Raw genomic sequence first — 15,392 nt, 5'->3', positions numbered from 1 at the left:
GCCCCGCTGCTGGGAGTGGAGTTCGCCTATGACCGAAGTTGAAGTAAAGAAAAGCCAGGATAGCCTGCAGGATCGTCTTGCCCAGGTTGTCGACCTGCTGCAGCGCCAGCGGGTGGTCGAAGACCTGACGCATCGTCAGGAAGGCCCTCATCACGACCGGGTGGAAAATCTGGTTCACCGGCAGAACCTCGTCGAGCTGCAGCGCAAGCTCGATGACCTGCACTCCGCCGACGTCGCCTATATTCTCGAAGCCTTGCCCCTGGATGATCGCCTGACCGTCTGGCAGTTGGTCAAGGCCGAGCGCGACGGCGATATCCTGCTTGAAGTGTCCGACTCCGTCCGTGAAACCCTGATCGCCGACATGGACGATCAGGAGCTCCTGGCCGCCGCCAAGGAAATGGACGCCGACGAACTCGCTGACCTGGCTCCCGAGCTGCCGCGAGACGTTGTCCACGAACTGATGGAAACCCTCGATGGCCAGCAGCGTGAGCGCGTTCGCTCCGCGTTGTCCTATGACGAGGAGCAGGTCGGTGCGCTGATGGACTTCGAGATGGTCACCATCCGCGAAGACGTCAGCCTGGAGGTGGTACTGCGCTACCTGCGTCGGCTCAAGGAGCTGCCGGGCCATACCGACAAACTGTTCGTGGTCGATTACGACGGCGTGCTCAAGGGCGTGCTGCCGATCAAGCGGCTGCTGGTCAACGATCCCGAGAAACAGGTCGCCGATGTCATGGCCGGCGACCCGGTGACCTTTCACCCGGACGAAGACGCCTATGATGCGGCCCAGGCCTTCGAACGTTATGACCTGATTTCCGCGCCCGTGGTGGACAAGAACGGCAAGTTGATCGGCCGTCTGACCATCGACGAAATGGTCGACCTGATCCGTGAGGAAAGCGAAAGTGAAGTCCTCAACATGGCCGGTCTGCGCGAAGAAGAGGATATCTTTGCCTCGGTCTGGAAATCCCTGCGCAACCGTTGGGCGTGGCTGGCAATCAACCTGATCACGGCCTTTGTCGCTTCGCGGGTGATCGGGCTGTTCGAGGGCTCCATCGAGAAGCTGGTGGCCCTGGCTGCGCTGATGCCGATCGTTGCGGGCATCGGCGGCAACTCGGGCAACCAGACCATCACCATGATCGTACGGGCCATGGCGCTCGACCAGGTCAGCACCGGCAATACCTCGCGGCTGATGCGCAAGGAGCTGGCGGTGGGGTTGATCAACGGCCTAGTGTGGGGTGGGGTGATCGGCGTAGTCGCCTACCTGCTGTACGGCAGTTGGTCGCTGGGTGTGGTGATGACTGCGGCCATGACCCTCAACCTCCTGCTGGCAGCCTTGATGGGGGTGCTGATCCCCATGACCCTGGCGCGCCTGGGGCGCGACCCGGCGATGGGGGCGAGCGTGATGATCACCGCCATGACCGACAGTGGCGGTTTCTTCATCTTCCTGGGGCTGGCGACCATCTTCCTGCTCTAGGCGGTTCCCCGCCAAATCCCGGGCAAAAAAAAGCCAGCACACCGCTGGCTTGAGCTTTCAGGGATGAATCAGCTGGCGTCCGCCATTTCGGCGTCATGGGCGATCAGCGACACGAGTGCATTCTGCTGGCGATGGGAAAGCTGGCGGAAACGCTGGAGCAATTCTCGCTCATGCAGAGAGAGCTCAGGGCTGTCCAGCCGCATGCTCAACTCGTCGCCCAGTGCACCTTCCTGAATAAGGCTTTGCTCCAGGCGTGCAATGATCTCGGAATTCATGCTGCGGTGATGGTTACGAGCCACCTCGGCGATGCGTTCACGCATTCCATCGGGCAGACGCACGACGAACTTGTCAGCCGTACGGCTGGAATAAATTGCCTGTTTCAATGGGCGCATAGTTTTAAACCGGTTAGTTCAGGGGAGCGGTTCTCGGAATTGGCCGCAGGATGTCAGTAGGACAGCATGCTTGGCCAAATGTTCAACCTGAATTGAAATGAGGCCCGCATCATGCCTCATATTTGCCAGATCCTTGGCGTCAATTCTGTGACAAATATTGAACTGGACAAAGGCAATATGCCAGCACCAATTATCAGAAATGCGTACTGGTTTGAAAGTTTCACCCAGTCGCGGCCCTCTGATCGGCCATCCCGGGCCTGTCAGGAAGCGTCTGGCCAGCACGGCGCGGATTTTAACCGCTGGCCTGACCTTTTGCTTCTAATGTTAAAGCGTAGTGGCAATTTGCTGGTTTTCTAGTCTTCGGAGGTGCGCAAGACCGGATCGAAGCGGATTTTCCGACCAGCGAACAAGGCCAGGACGAAAAAGCCGCCAAACAGACAGCTGGCGACGACCAACGGTAGGGTGAAGGCGTCGGCGGGTGCCATCCACAGGGCGGTGCTGGCGAGCAGGGTCAGGATCAGGAAGATGATGGCGTATCTGGACATGGGAATTCCTTGGTGGAGTGGGCTCAGAACGTCAGCCGGACCGTTTCTCCGGTGGCGACGGTTGCCTGGCGTTGTTCGCCCAGGGCGCTGCTGTAGGTCAGGTGATCGCTCATGACTGCCCGTTGTGCGGCTTGTCGCGGGTCTGCATGGGTGTAGGGCAGGGACTCTGGCGCCGGTTGAAAGTGGAAAGCGGTCAGTGCGATCAATGCCAAGGCATTCAATGTCAAAAGAACGGGCGTATTCATCGAAAGGCTCTCCATGGCTGATGCTGAATCAGGCGGTTTTCCGTGGAGAGAGTCAGAGCAGGCTGCATGCCAAGCTTTTTATCAGAAAAAATTCTTTTAAAACAATAGTTTGGCTTTTGTTTTGGGCGTGTGGAGCGTGCACTTTGCAATGATGGCGTTTTGTAATAATGCAAAATGCCCGATGAGGTGCCTGACAGTCGTTACCCCAGGGCGCTAGAGGTTTCTCAACACGGGTCGGGCTGCGCCCGCAGAAGGTGGCCTACGGTTAAAAAGCCCAGGGACGACATGACAAACGACGGCATGCCCGTTAACATGCACGCCGTCCTTCGCGCCGCCTGTCCTGGTGGCCGAGCGTTGTCCCAGTAGCTCAATTGGATAGAGCATCCCCCTCCTAAGGGGAAGGTTGGCAGTTCGAACCTGCCCTGGGACACCAATAAAATCAGAAGCTTACGCAGTTTTCAGGCGTAGGCTTTTTTTGTTTCTGGGCTAGGTAAACATTTGCGTGCCGTTTTGCGTGCCGTATCTCGTCATCGTGACTGATCGAAAGGTATCCCTCATTCCTTTCTGGAAAATAAGCATTAAGAAACAATTTGTTACATTTTATAGAATGGTCAATATAACCAATGGGTTACGAAAATTATGCTATTCCGTAGCAATTGCGATGGTATAGCAAGCCATTGATTTTAAAGGGTTTTATATTTGACGTAACGAACTGTCACGAGAAGAATCGGGGGCAACTGGTTGGCCATATGAAAAAGCCTCGACCGTGGGGGTCGAGGCTTTTGTTCGGGGAAGGAGGCTTGTAAGGCGTCCTTCTGAGCTGGCGAACCAGGACAATCCCGAGATGAAGCGTTGAAAGGGCTTCAGGGGGGACAGTACCGCTCGTTAGCGTATGCGTCAACGCTACACGGTAGGTCTCCTGGCTCGGTTTCCAGCTTGATAGTAAGGAAACCTGTATGAGTGGCAAAAGCGATAAGTTCGACCTCCCAGTTCCAGGCACACTGGCCACGACGGCTCAGCTCTGCAACTTGTATCAAATCAGCCGAATGACGCTTTGGCGTTGGCGGCAGGAGCCTGGATTTCCTAAACCAGTGCGTTTTTCGCGTGGTGTCCGATTCGACCCTCAAGCTGTAGCCATCTACTGGGCTAGGCGAGCTAATTAGATGAAGTCGACCAGCACCCACCCTAACCAAGTGGGTAGAGTCGAGAATTATCCAACTCATATGCTTGGAACCGAGGTAACTTCATCTGAACGACGCGCTGCAAAACATAACGTTACCAAATCCAACGATCTGGTGAGAGCGGCATATAGGCTGACTTTGAACGAGCAACGTCTGTTATTGGCTGCTATCTCGCAGATCGATCCGCGGAAGCTTATGCCACGTCCAATCACGATCACTGCCTATGATTTCTCTGAACACTTTGGAATACCGATCAAGCAGGCCTATGAAGCGCTCAAGGAGGCAGCTGGTTCTCTTTACGAGCGGGATATCAAAACTTTCGATGGGCGCTATAAGAGTCGATTTCGGTGGGTGGATCGAGTGGACTACCAAAGCGGTTGGGCAGAGGCAAAAATTTGGTTCACTATTCATGTTGAGCCTTACCTAGCCATGCTAAACACGGAGTTTACCAAGTACGATCTGAAGCGAGTTGCAGGCCTCTCATCCATACACTCAATCCGACTTTTCGAGTTGCTACAGGGGTTTAAAAAAACAGGTATGTATACAGTACGAGTCGATGAGTTTCGTGCGCTTCTTGAATTAGGGCCATCCTACACCCGCTATAGCAATCTCAAGTCCAAGGTGATTGATCCTGCAATTGAAGAGCTTCGGAGAAAAAGCGGCCTTCTCATCGAGCTGAAAGCAACCAAAAGCCGGAGGTCGATAGACCGGTTGACTTTTAAATTTCATGACGATCAGCAGACGCAGCTAGCTCTAGCCGATGACCTGTGAATAACACCCGGAATCTTTAGTCTGTTCGCCCGGAATTTTTAGCTGGTTACCCGGAACTTTTAGTCGTTATCCCGGAGTTTTTAGCTACTCAACCCGGAATCTTTAGCTTGCAAGTCGCTGAAAGCCTTATCGTCTGGGGCTTTCAGAGCCTTTAAAAACAAGTTTAAAAACAAGGATAAAGCTTTAAAAGGCAAAGTCCAAAAAACATCAAAATCCCCAAAAGGGGAAGAGGATGGGAGGAATGCACAAAATCATCGGTGAAGCACCGAAGGCCAGGTAAAGGATGCGGGCGGTCTCGTTTTTTGCCGCAGTCATTGGGATTTTTTTCATTAGTTTGAAATCGCTTGAGCTTAAAAATTACATTTAAATGAATTTTAAGTGCTTGGAAATGGAGGTGGAATGAAATTTAAATTGCATAACAACACAGGTTTTTTGGTTTTTGAGGTTGATGTTATTTCTTCATTGCCTGAAGTTATGTTGCTTTTATCCATTGCGAGAAAAGAGGAGAGTGTTGTCATGTCCAAGGGAGTAAATGATAAAACAGGTGCGCGTTCAGTAAGTATTAGCTTGCCTCCTGCTCTTATAGAAAAGTTGGAGGATCAGGCATTATCTAATAAACGAAGTGGGGGTGGCCCGGCCACAGTGAGTGGGATTGTCAGGGCAGCGTTGGAGGCTGCTGAGAACCAGGCCAGTCCAAGAGCCACAAAGAATGCATGATACGTGTGCTGCTACCGATATTGAGAGCTTACGTGCAATCCGAGATCCAGCAGTAGACCTAGTGAAGTGGTTCGCCATATTCACTATGTGTATTGACCATTTGCGTATTGTCTGGCCTGCGCTCGGCGGCTTGGGAGCGCCAGGGAGGCTATCATTTCCCTTATTTTGTCTGGTTATTGCAGCGAACGTCTATAGGACTAGGAAGGGGGAGCTTCTGACGCGGAGCAACCTCCGTTATGCCTTGATGATTGTAGTTTTCTCATCTCTGAGTCAGGCTCCTTATCTACGATTTTTCGGGGCGTCTGCATTTGGGTTGAATGTTTTACCTACTCTTGGATTAGGCCTGGTTGTAGCTTGGGGGCTTCATCATCGAACATATCTCGCCTGGGGGCTTGCGCTTATTGCAGTGGCTGTAGCGTTGAAATATAAAACCATGCTTATGTATGGGCTTTTTGGTGTGTCCTTGCCTGCCGTACTGCTGGCAGCTTTGCGATCGGATAACTTCTTTGTTTGGTACCTTTCAGGTGTAACGGCTTTAATGGCGAACGGGAGTGTCTCTATATTTATAATGGAGTTAGATGCATATGATAACTTGAGGCTGGGGGTTTCCTTTGTTGCGCCAATATTTGGTTTGTGGTTGTTGCGTCAGCGGATCGAATTTAATGTTCCGGCTATAGGTATTTGGGGGTATGGTTTTTATCCTGTGCATATGATGTTGTTTGCGCTAATAAACCAGTCGGCTATTTGATTTGCCTGTTTTGGTTTTATTCGGTTGTTATGTGTTTTTTTAATGGTTTGTACTTTATTAATAATTATTTATTTGTTGATGGTGTGTGGTCTCTGGTTCATGATGGTACTTAGTATGAGGTAATTCCTAGGAGTGGGAGAATGAAGGTCATAAAAGCGCAGAAGTTGGAGCGATCTAAAGCATTAAATCGTCTTGTGGTCGGTGGTTGGCTTTCTAATATTGATGTGTTAGGTGTTTGCGCTGTTTTGCATTTTGGCCGTCGTGCGAAAAATGGCAGGCTGGTTGGTTAGGTGGTGGTGAAATCTGAAGTTTTAATGAAAGATTAATTTGGCGAGGTTTTATATATGGCCCCAGCAAAGCAGACGCCTTCTCTAATTAAAATTCCACTCTGGCGTCGAGTGATGTTTCCAGCAGCTACTGCTATTTGTCGTAGGGGAAAGGCACTTTTGCCGGGGCTTGGAGATCAGACCCTAGGCGGTTATCTACAATTGATCATCGGCTTAAATGCCCCGGGTGTTATCTGGTATAAACGTAGTTTCTTCCTTGCGCTGGTGGCACTGTGGTGGAGTGTTTTGTCGGATGTAGTTCATGACGTCGTGTTAGAGGCACGGTGTTGTATCGGCGATTTTTGGGCTTTCATCCTTACACCTGCAATATTTTTTTGCATGCTGGTCGCAGTAACAGGGCTAGTGCTTTCGCCGTTTTTAGCGTTGTCCTGGTTGTTCATTCCAGTGTATTTTTGGTGGCTGGTGGTGAGTATCCAACCACTGGACTTTCAAATGGTTGCCCTTGCTGGGAGCATTGGTAGCCTGGCTCTAATCGGGATCACTCAGATTGGGATTTTAGCTGCGGGTCTCTTGTTTAGAGTAATGCCGATTGAGGTTGAGTCTAGGGCACTGACTAGGCAATTCTTGCGCGTCGGTTAGGTTCTGTATAAAAAGTACTACAGTAGGCGGTTTGGCGCACAGGGCAGTGTAGCCAGCTAGGCCCAGCGCTGGACGTGGATATCAACGGGCTCGCCGCCGCTGTATTGGTAGCCCTTCGGCGGGTTTGGTACATATCCGCTCACGTTGAGCTTTCTTGTTCGTCCTTGGGAAATCCCGGCCTGAGGCTGGGTCAGCATGACGCTACCGGGAAGCTCAAGCGCTGGCGGTAGGACATGTCCTAATTGCCATGCTTCAATTTCCTGTGTCCATGTCGTTGCTGAATGCAAAGGATAACTGATGTGTAAGCAGAGGCGGACGCTCGCGAAAGACATCTGCCGAACCGAAGCGAGAATTCACCAGCGATCTGGGTAGACAGCCCCCGTACTACGCCCACTTTGCGATCCGACGTTCGACGGCTGTTTACGGCGTCCGGCTACTCTCGGCGTTACCCAATTCGCCCAAGCAGTCGCATCCATATTGAAGTCTCTTCGTCCTGGCCATGTCCCTGCGCGACGGCGCGATGACACAGTTCCAAGGTCGAACAGATGATCACCTTGTAGCCGACTCAACCATCGTGTTTACTGTGCCAGTATCAGCGCCATCATGGTGCTAGCGCCGCTTTGACCAACATAAAGAGCCCAGGGAATCATGGCCGAGACGATAAACATCGCGAAGATGGCGGAAAAGCTGTCGAAGGGAATTTTCAACGAGTTTCTCTGGGGGCGCATGGAGCACACCAACATCAATTGGCCGTGCGAGAACCAGGAGGTACACGAGGTCAAGACCCATCCCTCCGATGTCGTCTTTTGGTACAACGAGCCGTACTCCCAGTCCCGCACCTATGTAAACTGCGACCTCAAGAGCTACGCTAAGGGCACCATAAAAACACAGGCCATCCGGGAGGCGATCGAGAGTCTAGCCAAGAGCCTCCGATGCGCCGAGATCAGCCAGGAATTCAGCGACACATACATCCATCCAGATGTGTCGGCGAATATCCAGGGGCTGCTTTTCGTCTATAACCACGATAACGAGTACGACAAGGACTTCGCCAAGATCCTTGAAAAGGTGAAATGCGACGATCTGGACATCCCGAAGGGCTCCAAGATCGTTGTGATGGGCCCTGAGGATATCTACTGGCTGAACAACGTTCACCACGAGGTCATCCACCTGCGCGGAGGTACAGGTCTACTGCCGGAGCGGGATTACTGCAAGTTCTACTACCCTCATCTCGTGCGTAAGAAGAACGTCCAGCTCGAACACGCCAAGGCTGCGACGCTGGATATGCTGACCGCGCCTTGGATCATCTTGTCCTACGTGAACCCAAAGAAAGGGAGCAAGCAGGGCTTCGTGATCTTCATGCGCAAGCGAGGAATCACGACCGACGAGTTTCTGTACCTCATCGAGTACTTGATGCACTACCAGGTAATCAAGGCCGAAACGGAGGTCACGATCCGCTTGGTCGACCCGCACCACAACGCTTCGGCCAATTTCGCCAAAGCCAAAGACCAGTATATCGCTGACTACCAGGGCGGGGACGATCTTCGGCAGATCCTGGACGCCATTGACTTCGGCAAGCTTGAACACGTACGCACCACCTTCTGTGAACTGGAGCTGTCCCGGCAATGAGCAAAAACGCGCTTCAGTACTGTGCGACGGACAAGGAAATCCACGACGCCTTGATGTCGGCCAAGCAGAAAATCAACGAAAAGGTTCTGCTTGAGCTCGCAAAGGACAGGGGGATCTTCTACTCCGCGAAGGACAGCCGGGATGACCTGGTCAGTGCCATCTCGATCCTCCCGCACGACTATCATGATCTGAACACGCTACTGGAACAGCGGGAGCACTCCGGCCGGCAGGAAAAGCTCACCTCGGTGACGCTGCCGACCGCGCTGACCGTGGAAGGGATCCGGGAGGTGCTCCGGGAATACATTGAGGAGTCTCCTGAAGACGAGAGGGTGACTCAGCAGATCAAGGACGGCAACCAAGTTGTCGCCAACATCAAGTACTCGGACGTCGACTACGGCAAGACGCGTTTAGTCCAGCGTACGCCCAAAGAAGCCTCGATTGAGTTCCACGTTTCGGCAGACAAGACGGTCATTCGGATGCCTGCCAACGACCGTGTTAAGTCCATCTACTCCAAGCTCAAGGATAAGCTGGACACCAAGGCCAAAGCTGAAATCCCCGCCATCCGCATCGAGCTCGGCGAGTTCCAATCCCCCGCCCTGCGCACAGGGTTCTTTACGTCCCTGATTAGCAATCTCCCGGGCTTCACGTTGAAGAACGTCACCAGCGTGAAGGTTGAGCGCTTGCCCCAGGAACCTGAGGAAGACGAGCTCGACCTGGACGATGATCAGGAAGCTGAAGTGGCCAAAGAAGAGGCATTGGCGCTGGTCAAGAACGTCGCGCTGAAAGGCGAGACGCTGCTGGCGTCCGAGGAGTACCAGAGTCTGACCCGGAAGGGCTTCTTCATCACGTCGATCATCTGGCGTTCGGGGCTGAACAAGGCGCCACAACCGATGGTGGAATTTGAGGCCGCCTTTGAGGATCCAGTACAAGGGAAAGGCTTCAAATACTTCGTCCGTGGCGCCTACCGGTTCGTCGACCTTGAGTATACCAAGACGATCCGACCAGTCAGCGCCGAAGACAAAGAAACCTATCTGGGCCTTATCGAAGAAACCGCTGCGAAGGTAATCAGGGAACTCAGAGCGCAAGCTAAAGCGAGTGCTGAGTTGCAAGGAGAACCTGCATGAACAGGGTGAGATGGCTGAATGCCCAATGGCCCTCATCGATTCGAACGGTAGGGAAAAGACTCATCGACATGCCATTCACGGAGGAGAGAATGGATGGCTTCGCTATCGAGCGAATCCGGGATGGCTTCATCGAGGGACGTTATATCGAGAAGTACAATTACCAAGAGGTGATCTCGACTCCTTTTGGTAGTGAAGAAGTTCTTGATCGGATTGGGTACCGGACGACGGAGTTCACCCTTTTCGATTCGCCGCCCCACATCGAGCTCAGAAATTACCAGCGCAGTATCAAGGAGCTGATCAGCCGCCTGCTTGAAGCCTGCAGTTTCAACTTGGTGGTAACGCCTCCTACGGTCAACCTGATCGAGTGGGTATCGGCTCTGCAAAATGCAGTAGATCAGGAAATCACCGTCGATTCGCTCCAGGTCTCGGCCGTCGAAATAGACGAAGGAGTAACGGGGAAAATCTTGCTCAAAGGGGTAAAAGATGTGCGCGACGCCACTGATATCCTGCTGGCCGGCCGGAAGCATGTTCTGGAAAAAGTCCAAGTGAAATTCACCGACCTTAACAAGACCGTCGCCATCCAGCTGTCCAATAAAGGCACAGCGAAGCTCCCTGCGGTGCTACCGAGCGATCTTCTGCGTCATTTACGCGTGTCTTTTCCGCGCGATATCAGCTGACAACCGTTCTGCCAGGTGGTGCTATCGCTTGAAGCGGCTGCTTGGTAGCGGTTGGTAACTACTCCTGAGAGTAGGGATGCGGGCCCGATGGTGGATCGGTGCGCACTGTCCAGGCAAACGGCGGATGTGGTCGAGCGGCTGCTTTGGGCTGTGGATTCAACCGGTCGATCCGTCCAAACTGCCCGAATATTGACCGGTGAAATTGCTTTTTTTTGCACGCTGCTACGTGAAATCTGAGCCCGGGAAACCGCTGCCAATAGTAAGGATTTCAATCTCAGACGCGTACTTTTTTGCCGTGGAAACTATCGTAACCACGACATTGTTGATCAAGGAAATATTCTTGCGCCATGGTGTCAATCACCTTGGGCCCTTCCATTTTCCTTCGGAGAGCGATTCAGCAGGCTTCCCAAGGTATGCCTTACAGCGTGGTTAGCTGGCGTCAGAACCATCCCTCGCGCAGCTCCAGTAATTCCACCCATCACCCCCGAGCTTACATTTTCGTAAGGGCTGAGTCCGGGTTCGGAGAATGAAACCATGTTCAGTACCGACCTAGGGAAGCTGGTAATGAGCTGAGCGGCGGTCATGCAAAGTGACCAGGCCATGAAGCCAAATATCCCTACCATTAGGACGCCACCGACCAACATGCCGGCAGCGGCCTCACCCCAGCCTCCCGACGCACTGCTGTCAAACATGCCCCAGATTCCGGACATGAAAAGGTTGAGTAGGGGAAGCCCAATACCGGTAATCACGACGGAGGCTGCCAGCCCCCCAACAGCAAGAAGTGGATAGAGGGTGATAAATATCAAAACGTTCCAACCCTTGGCTGCCATGTGCGATGAATGCTCTTCCCCTTTTGGGGCTGCTTGAGCGGCTGACCAAAGATTGATGCCGAAGAAGCTACTGACCAGGAATGTCAGCCAGGAGATGACGCCCATAAAACCGAATACTGCGTAGACCACCGGTAAAATATATCCGGTGAAGGCACCGACGATTAGTAAAACAAGTCCCATCAGAAAGAGAGCAGCTCCCAGCTTACCGAAGAGTAGCTCTGTAGCTTTGCCCATCAACCCTGATGGTGTCGGAGATTTCCCGAGTTTGTCAGCGATCATTCCGCCGGCTTTTGCGACGGATCCTGCAGCGAGGAAACCCATACCTGTTCCCGAGACGCCGCGCCCCCAAGATGTAACTGTTCCCAGGTTAGTTTTGCTTGGGTCGGCGGCGAGCAGCATGTCTAAGTGAAGAACGTCGTTAATAATTGTGGATTTTGCATTGGCCCAGAATCCGTCTTCCTCGGCCTGGGTAGCATTGCTGATTGCTTGGTTCTGTACTATTAGCGCGAGGTCATCACCAGGTGTGAGCGCTGCCAGTGACCCCGTCGGAACTAGCTGCGCAGTTGCACCTTCAGCGTAGGATTGAGCCCGACCAAAATCATTCGCTGCACGTAGTACGAAGGTTCCGCCGGCCATCCAGCCCCATTCGCCGAGTTTTTCGTAATATTTAGCCGCGGATGCAGTTCTTTCCGTAGTCAATTCTTCACGTATCAGTCGATGCACCTCGCCGGCATACCATGTGGCCATTTTTTGAATGAAAAGCTGGTTCTGCTTATCAAACTCAGCGTTTAATTGAGGCGTAACGCCGTCATAGCTCTGCCATGCTCGGGCTCTTACGGCTTCGACTAAACCTGTCCAAACGATACGTTGAGCCTTGGTAATTCCACGATCAATTGCGGAGCTTGAGCGCTGCTTAAGCGAAAGATACTCGTCGGTACACGACCATCTACCTGCGAATTCGAAACTACTATTTTGCGTTGCTTGGCACACCCAGTCTTGACCGCTGAGTTGGCGTTCCACTGCTGTTCCGTCAATTAGGCCGCTGTGACCAGTTTTGCTATCAGTATTTTGGACAGCGATGCCTTCAGGAATAATCACCGGCACATTAGCGGTTCTCGATACATTGATTAACCATGGATCAACCTGTGAATCATTTGAGGGTCTCGCGCTGGCCCATCGTGCACGAAGAGTCTCCTCTGCAAGCTGTGCCGCTGGCATCTCGCGATACTGGCCCGTCGGATCCTTGTACTGAACTGTCGCGGCTACCTGTGCTGCACTAACATACCAGGAGCTCACCTGCGCGACGGCGGCAGCGTTCGACACTGGTATGTCCAAGTCTGGGTCGTGTAGGAGATCGTAGTCATGCATGAGTTTGAATGAGTACATCTGCGCAGCATCACCAGCGGCGCTAGCTGTTTTTGCAAGGCCAACAATGAGTGCGTGGCCTGGCGTTAATGTTATCGACTGACTTGCAATTGAGGCTACCTGGATAACTGGCGCACAAAGCATCATTCCCATCACCATGCGCAGCGGGTAAAAGAACGCTTCGTTTTTATCCTTTGCTCCGAAGAAATTTGCATTTGCTCGTAGCCGAAAAATCCCCAAAAATACTGACCAGCCGATTAGCACTCCGATCAATAGCAACCCGAAGGTGGTGAAGTAGGATGCGAAGATCACAATAGGGGTAACGGCGTTGGCCCCTGTCGCAATCCCATCTGATAGTTCGGAAAATCCCCAGGTGCCAAATAGCCAGATCAAAACAGTCGTCGATAATGATTTCATATTATTTGACACCGGCTTTAATGGTCGGAGGCTCGGGGAAATCAGGAATTACAACTGATTTTGACTGGCGCTCATACTCAGCGGTTATAGCTTCGTATTTTGCTTTGTTTCTTGCTGTTAAATTAGCATCGTCTTTTTTGATATGATTCATAATAAGTGCGATGCAGGCTAGCAGTCCGGCAGCGTTAATGATAGTGATAATCTTAGGGTTGCTACGTGCCATAGCGAAACTCTCTTATTGGGATGATGTTACCTATTGTTCGGTGCGGATGCTGACTGCATTTGTACTCGTGTCCCCAAGCGTAATGACTTCTGGTGAGCGTTTCTGCCTTCCAGCGGTATTTTCCAACTTCCTCTACGCGAGAGTACACGTCGATCAATGTAAGGTTGAATTGCTGTCGCAGCTCCTCAACGTTGAAGTAAATTTGAGCGATGAGTCTCGTCGCTGATTTTGCATAGAATACTGAGCCAGGGTTCGTCGCTTTTCGAACGCTTCGATCTAAGGCGTGTATTGCGGACTCAAGGATCTCAGACACAAAACCTCCGGATGATTTTGTTGTGAAATTGTATCGCGTTGATAAGTTGGTGTTGGTTCTTTTTTTGTGTTTTCAGTGTTCAGTAACTTTGTGTTTTTGTTGGTGATTTTTAGTTTTTTATTCTGCTGTTATTGCACTGGTATAGCACCGTTCGTCCGGTTTTGGTTGTCAGGAATCGACTTAGATTTTTTGATGAGCTATGCGACATTGACGTGAGCATATCCGAATGCACCAGAACGCTGGGGCGTATAGCCCGTAGGGCAGGTGCTCGTGAAACATGGGGCGCCAATATGATCGCGGCTATAACAACAAATAATTGAAATTTATATAGGGAGCATCTGTAAATTTTATAGATTAAGAGCTCCGGTGATATATAAAATTATGGTGGTTATGCCTGCTGTGGTGCTTGCGTTTAGTAACAAGTTGGTGCAGCGTAGGATTGTGCGGGGAATACGTTCATTGTTTGACTGTTGATATCGATGTGCCCTGGCTTCAGCCGCGTCGGCTTTGGCGTTAGCATTGTCGAGCTGTATTTGTATGTCGATCAGTCGTTTGTTTGTCTCCGCTAAACTTTTGTGGAGGGCAGCAACGGTCGCCTGTGAATAGGTTGATTGAATGGCCAGGTCCAAGTCTGAATAGACATTTTCGAGCATTTGAGCCGCTACCAGTTTGAGCTCCTCCGAGGACAACTCCAGAGCAAGCTTCTTGATCAACTGATCACACTTTCCTGCTATGACTTCACCTAATGCTCGGTCGCTCAAAGCCTCCGCAATAATCTGCGCCAGGTTGTGGATTGCTCCATTGACGCCGCTGATCTGCTGAGTGATCAGATCAGCGGAATGGCGTTGTTCAGCTAGAGCCTCTGAACATGCCCTAATTGAATTTGATGCCTCCTCCGTCCGTACCAAAAGCCCAGGTTGGTTAGTGGTACCGCGTAGAACACGAGTCATAAGTGATAGTTGTTCTACGGCCTGCAGCAGGGTTTCCACTTCACTTCGGCCTGCGATCGGTCGAATTTCTGGAGAGTCATCATGCGACATGGCTCTCACCCTCAACTGGCATCAGAATCTCATCAAGCCGATTATGGACAAGCTCGATCATCTTTCGGACACCTCGAGAGCGGCGAACAACGACTGCCATACGGTTCATTTGCATGGCTTCATCAAATTTTCCAGCGTCTTCGAGCCTCATTACCTTGTCGGCGAATAACGTTTCCAGTTCTGCTGCTTCCTCGGCCAATTCAAAGATCGTTTTGCCGATTCGGCGACTGCGCCCGTAGCGTTCGATTCGGGGCATCACCAGGAGGTGCAGATGGAACTCATGCGCCAGGTCAAACACCTCAGCAAAATCCTCAAGCAGGCGCGGGTCTTCAAGCGATTGGGTCTGTAGGCTAATGTCGTTAAGGAATAGCGCTATGCGGCATTCAGGATCTGCATCCAATAGCAGTTGGATCGTGCGCCGAGCGTTTTCGCAGTCTTGACCTTCATCACGTAGTGGAATCAGGATCAAATCAAAACGACTAAGAAGGCCTGCCTCTCCAAGGCTGGAAAGGGTGCTTTCGGCAGTGCGGTTACCGCCAACGTCTAACACAAAGCTGTTGCGGCCCTGGCCGAACATAACCGCTTCGACTGCACGCATGGCGTCATCGCCTACCGGCTGCTGGGTTGTTTTTACCGCACTGTCGTTCATCCAGGCAGAGTCGAGGTTTAGATCATCCAACTCGATCAAGTTAGCTTGGCCTAACCGTGATAACAGATAGGTTGCAGCTACTTGCTGTGAAAGCGTGGACTTCCCTACGCCCCCTTTTGTACTGACGGTCAT

The 15,392-nt window shown here is 51.9% G+C and carries 16 protein-coding genes and 1 tRNA gene; 10 read left to right on the top strand and 7 right to left on the bottom strand.

Going from position 1 to position 15,392, the window contains the following annotated elements; genetic code table 11:
• Positions 1-28 precede the first annotated feature (28 nt).
• Positions 29-1,471, top strand: a complete 1,443-nt coding sequence (mgtE, locus tag M5B42_RS30060; RefSeq protein WP_152742387.1) for a magnesium transporter — start codon at positions 29-31, stop codon at positions 1,469-1,471.
• Positions 1,472-1,539: 68 nt separating this feature from the next.
• Here mgtE and M5B42_RS30055 read toward each other — a convergent pair whose 3' ends face one another.
• From M5B42_RS30055 to M5B42_RS30045, 3 genes are all read right to left on the bottom strand, one after another.
• Complete coding sequence (locus M5B42_RS30055) at positions 1,540-1,863, bottom strand: Arc family DNA-binding protein (RefSeq protein ID WP_103497682.1); 324 nt, start codon at positions 1,861-1,863, stop codon at positions 1,540-1,542.
• 353 nt (positions 1,864-2,216) lie between these two features.
• Positions 2,217-2,408: a PA3371 family protein gene (locus M5B42_RS30050; RefSeq protein WP_248747877.1), complete on the bottom strand. Its 192-nt coding sequence runs from the start codon at positions 2,406-2,408 to the stop codon at positions 2,217-2,219.
• A gap of 23 nt (positions 2,409-2,431) precedes the next feature.
• On the bottom strand, positions 2,432-2,653 hold the full coding sequence (locus M5B42_RS30045) for a hypothetical protein (RefSeq protein ID WP_177103769.1): 222 nt from the start codon (positions 2,651-2,653) through the stop codon (positions 2,432-2,434).
• 356 nt (positions 2,654-3,009) lie between these two features.
• Here M5B42_RS30045 and M5B42_RS30040 point away from each other — a divergent pair.
• From M5B42_RS30040 to M5B42_RS30000, 9 genes are all read left to right on the top strand, one after another.
• Positions 3,010-3,086 (top strand) — tRNA-Arg (locus M5B42_RS30040).
• Between the two features lie 730 nt (positions 3,087-3,816).
• Positions 3,817-4,605, top strand: coding sequence for a replication initiation protein (locus M5B42_RS30035; RefSeq protein WP_248747876.1), 789 nt, complete (start codon positions 3,817-3,819; stop codon positions 4,603-4,605).
• Positions 4,606-5,004: 399 nt separating this feature from the next.
• A complete protein-coding gene (locus tag M5B42_RS30030; RefSeq protein WP_248747875.1) occupies positions 5,005-5,322 on the top strand; it encodes a hypothetical protein in 318 nt (105 codons plus the stop codon).
• A complete protein-coding gene (locus M5B42_RS30025) occupies positions 5,315-6,070 on the top strand; it encodes a TraX family protein (RefSeq protein WP_283099869.1) in 756 nt (251 codons plus the stop codon). The genes M5B42_RS30030 and M5B42_RS30025 overlap by 8 nt, the downstream gene beginning before the upstream one ends.
• Positions 6,071-6,210: 140 nt before the next feature.
• Positions 6,211-6,360: a hypothetical protein gene (locus M5B42_RS30020; protein ID WP_248747874.1), complete on the top strand. Its 150-nt coding sequence runs from the start codon at positions 6,211-6,213 to the stop codon at positions 6,358-6,360.
• Between the two features lie 54 nt (positions 6,361-6,414).
• Positions 6,415-6,996: a hypothetical protein gene (locus M5B42_RS30015; RefSeq protein WP_248747873.1), complete on the top strand. Its 582-nt coding sequence runs from the start codon at positions 6,415-6,417 to the stop codon at positions 6,994-6,996.
• A gap of 648 nt (positions 6,997-7,644) precedes the next feature.
• Positions 7,645-8,622, top strand: a complete 978-nt coding sequence (locus M5B42_RS30010) for a hypothetical protein (protein WP_248747872.1) — start codon at positions 7,645-7,647, stop codon at positions 8,620-8,622.
• Positions 8,619-9,746 carry a hypothetical protein gene (locus M5B42_RS30005; RefSeq protein ID WP_248747871.1) on the top strand — a complete coding sequence of 376 codons (1,128 nt, stop codon included), beginning with the start codon at positions 8,619-8,621 and terminating at the stop codon, positions 9,744-9,746. Before M5B42_RS30010 ends, M5B42_RS30005 begins: the two co-directional genes overlap by 4 nt.
• 89 nt (positions 9,747-9,835) lie before the next feature.
• On the top strand, positions 9,836-10,423 hold the full coding sequence (locus tag M5B42_RS30000) for a hypothetical protein (RefSeq protein WP_248747870.1): 588 nt from the start codon (positions 9,836-9,838) through the stop codon (positions 10,421-10,423).
• 353 nt (positions 10,424-10,776) lie between these two features.
• Here the strand turns inward: M5B42_RS30000 and M5B42_RS29995 are convergent, their stop codons facing one another.
• From M5B42_RS29995 to M5B42_RS29980, 4 genes are all read right to left on the bottom strand, one after another.
• Entirely contained in the window at positions 10,777-13,035 is a 2,259-nt protein-coding gene (locus tag M5B42_RS29995) for a hypothetical protein (RefSeq protein ID WP_248747869.1), read from the bottom strand.
• A gap of 1 nt (position 13,036) precedes the next feature.
• The gene (locus tag M5B42_RS29990; RefSeq protein ID WP_248747868.1) at positions 13,037-13,258 is read right to left on the bottom strand and encodes a hypothetical protein; all 222 of its coding nucleotides are present in this window, start codon (positions 13,256-13,258) and stop codon (positions 13,037-13,039) included.
• A gap of 660 nt (positions 13,259-13,918) precedes the next feature.
• Positions 13,919-14,611: a hypothetical protein gene (locus M5B42_RS29985; protein WP_248747867.1), complete on the bottom strand. Its 693-nt coding sequence runs from the start codon at positions 14,609-14,611 to the stop codon at positions 13,919-13,921.
• Positions 14,601-15,392, bottom strand: a complete 792-nt coding sequence (locus tag M5B42_RS29980) for a hypothetical protein (RefSeq protein WP_248747866.1) — start codon at positions 15,390-15,392, stop codon at positions 14,601-14,603. Before M5B42_RS29980 ends, M5B42_RS29985 begins: the two co-directional genes overlap by 11 nt.

It is taken from the genome of Pseudomonas sp. MWU12-2037 (assembly GCF_023242345.1).
Taxonomy (GTDB): Bacteria; Pseudomonadota; Gammaproteobacteria; order Pseudomonadales; family Pseudomonadaceae; genus Aquipseudomonas; species Aquipseudomonas gingeri_D.
The sequence above is the reverse complement of the archived record's forward strand: the minus strand, read 5'-3'. Positions and strand labels throughout refer to the sequence as shown.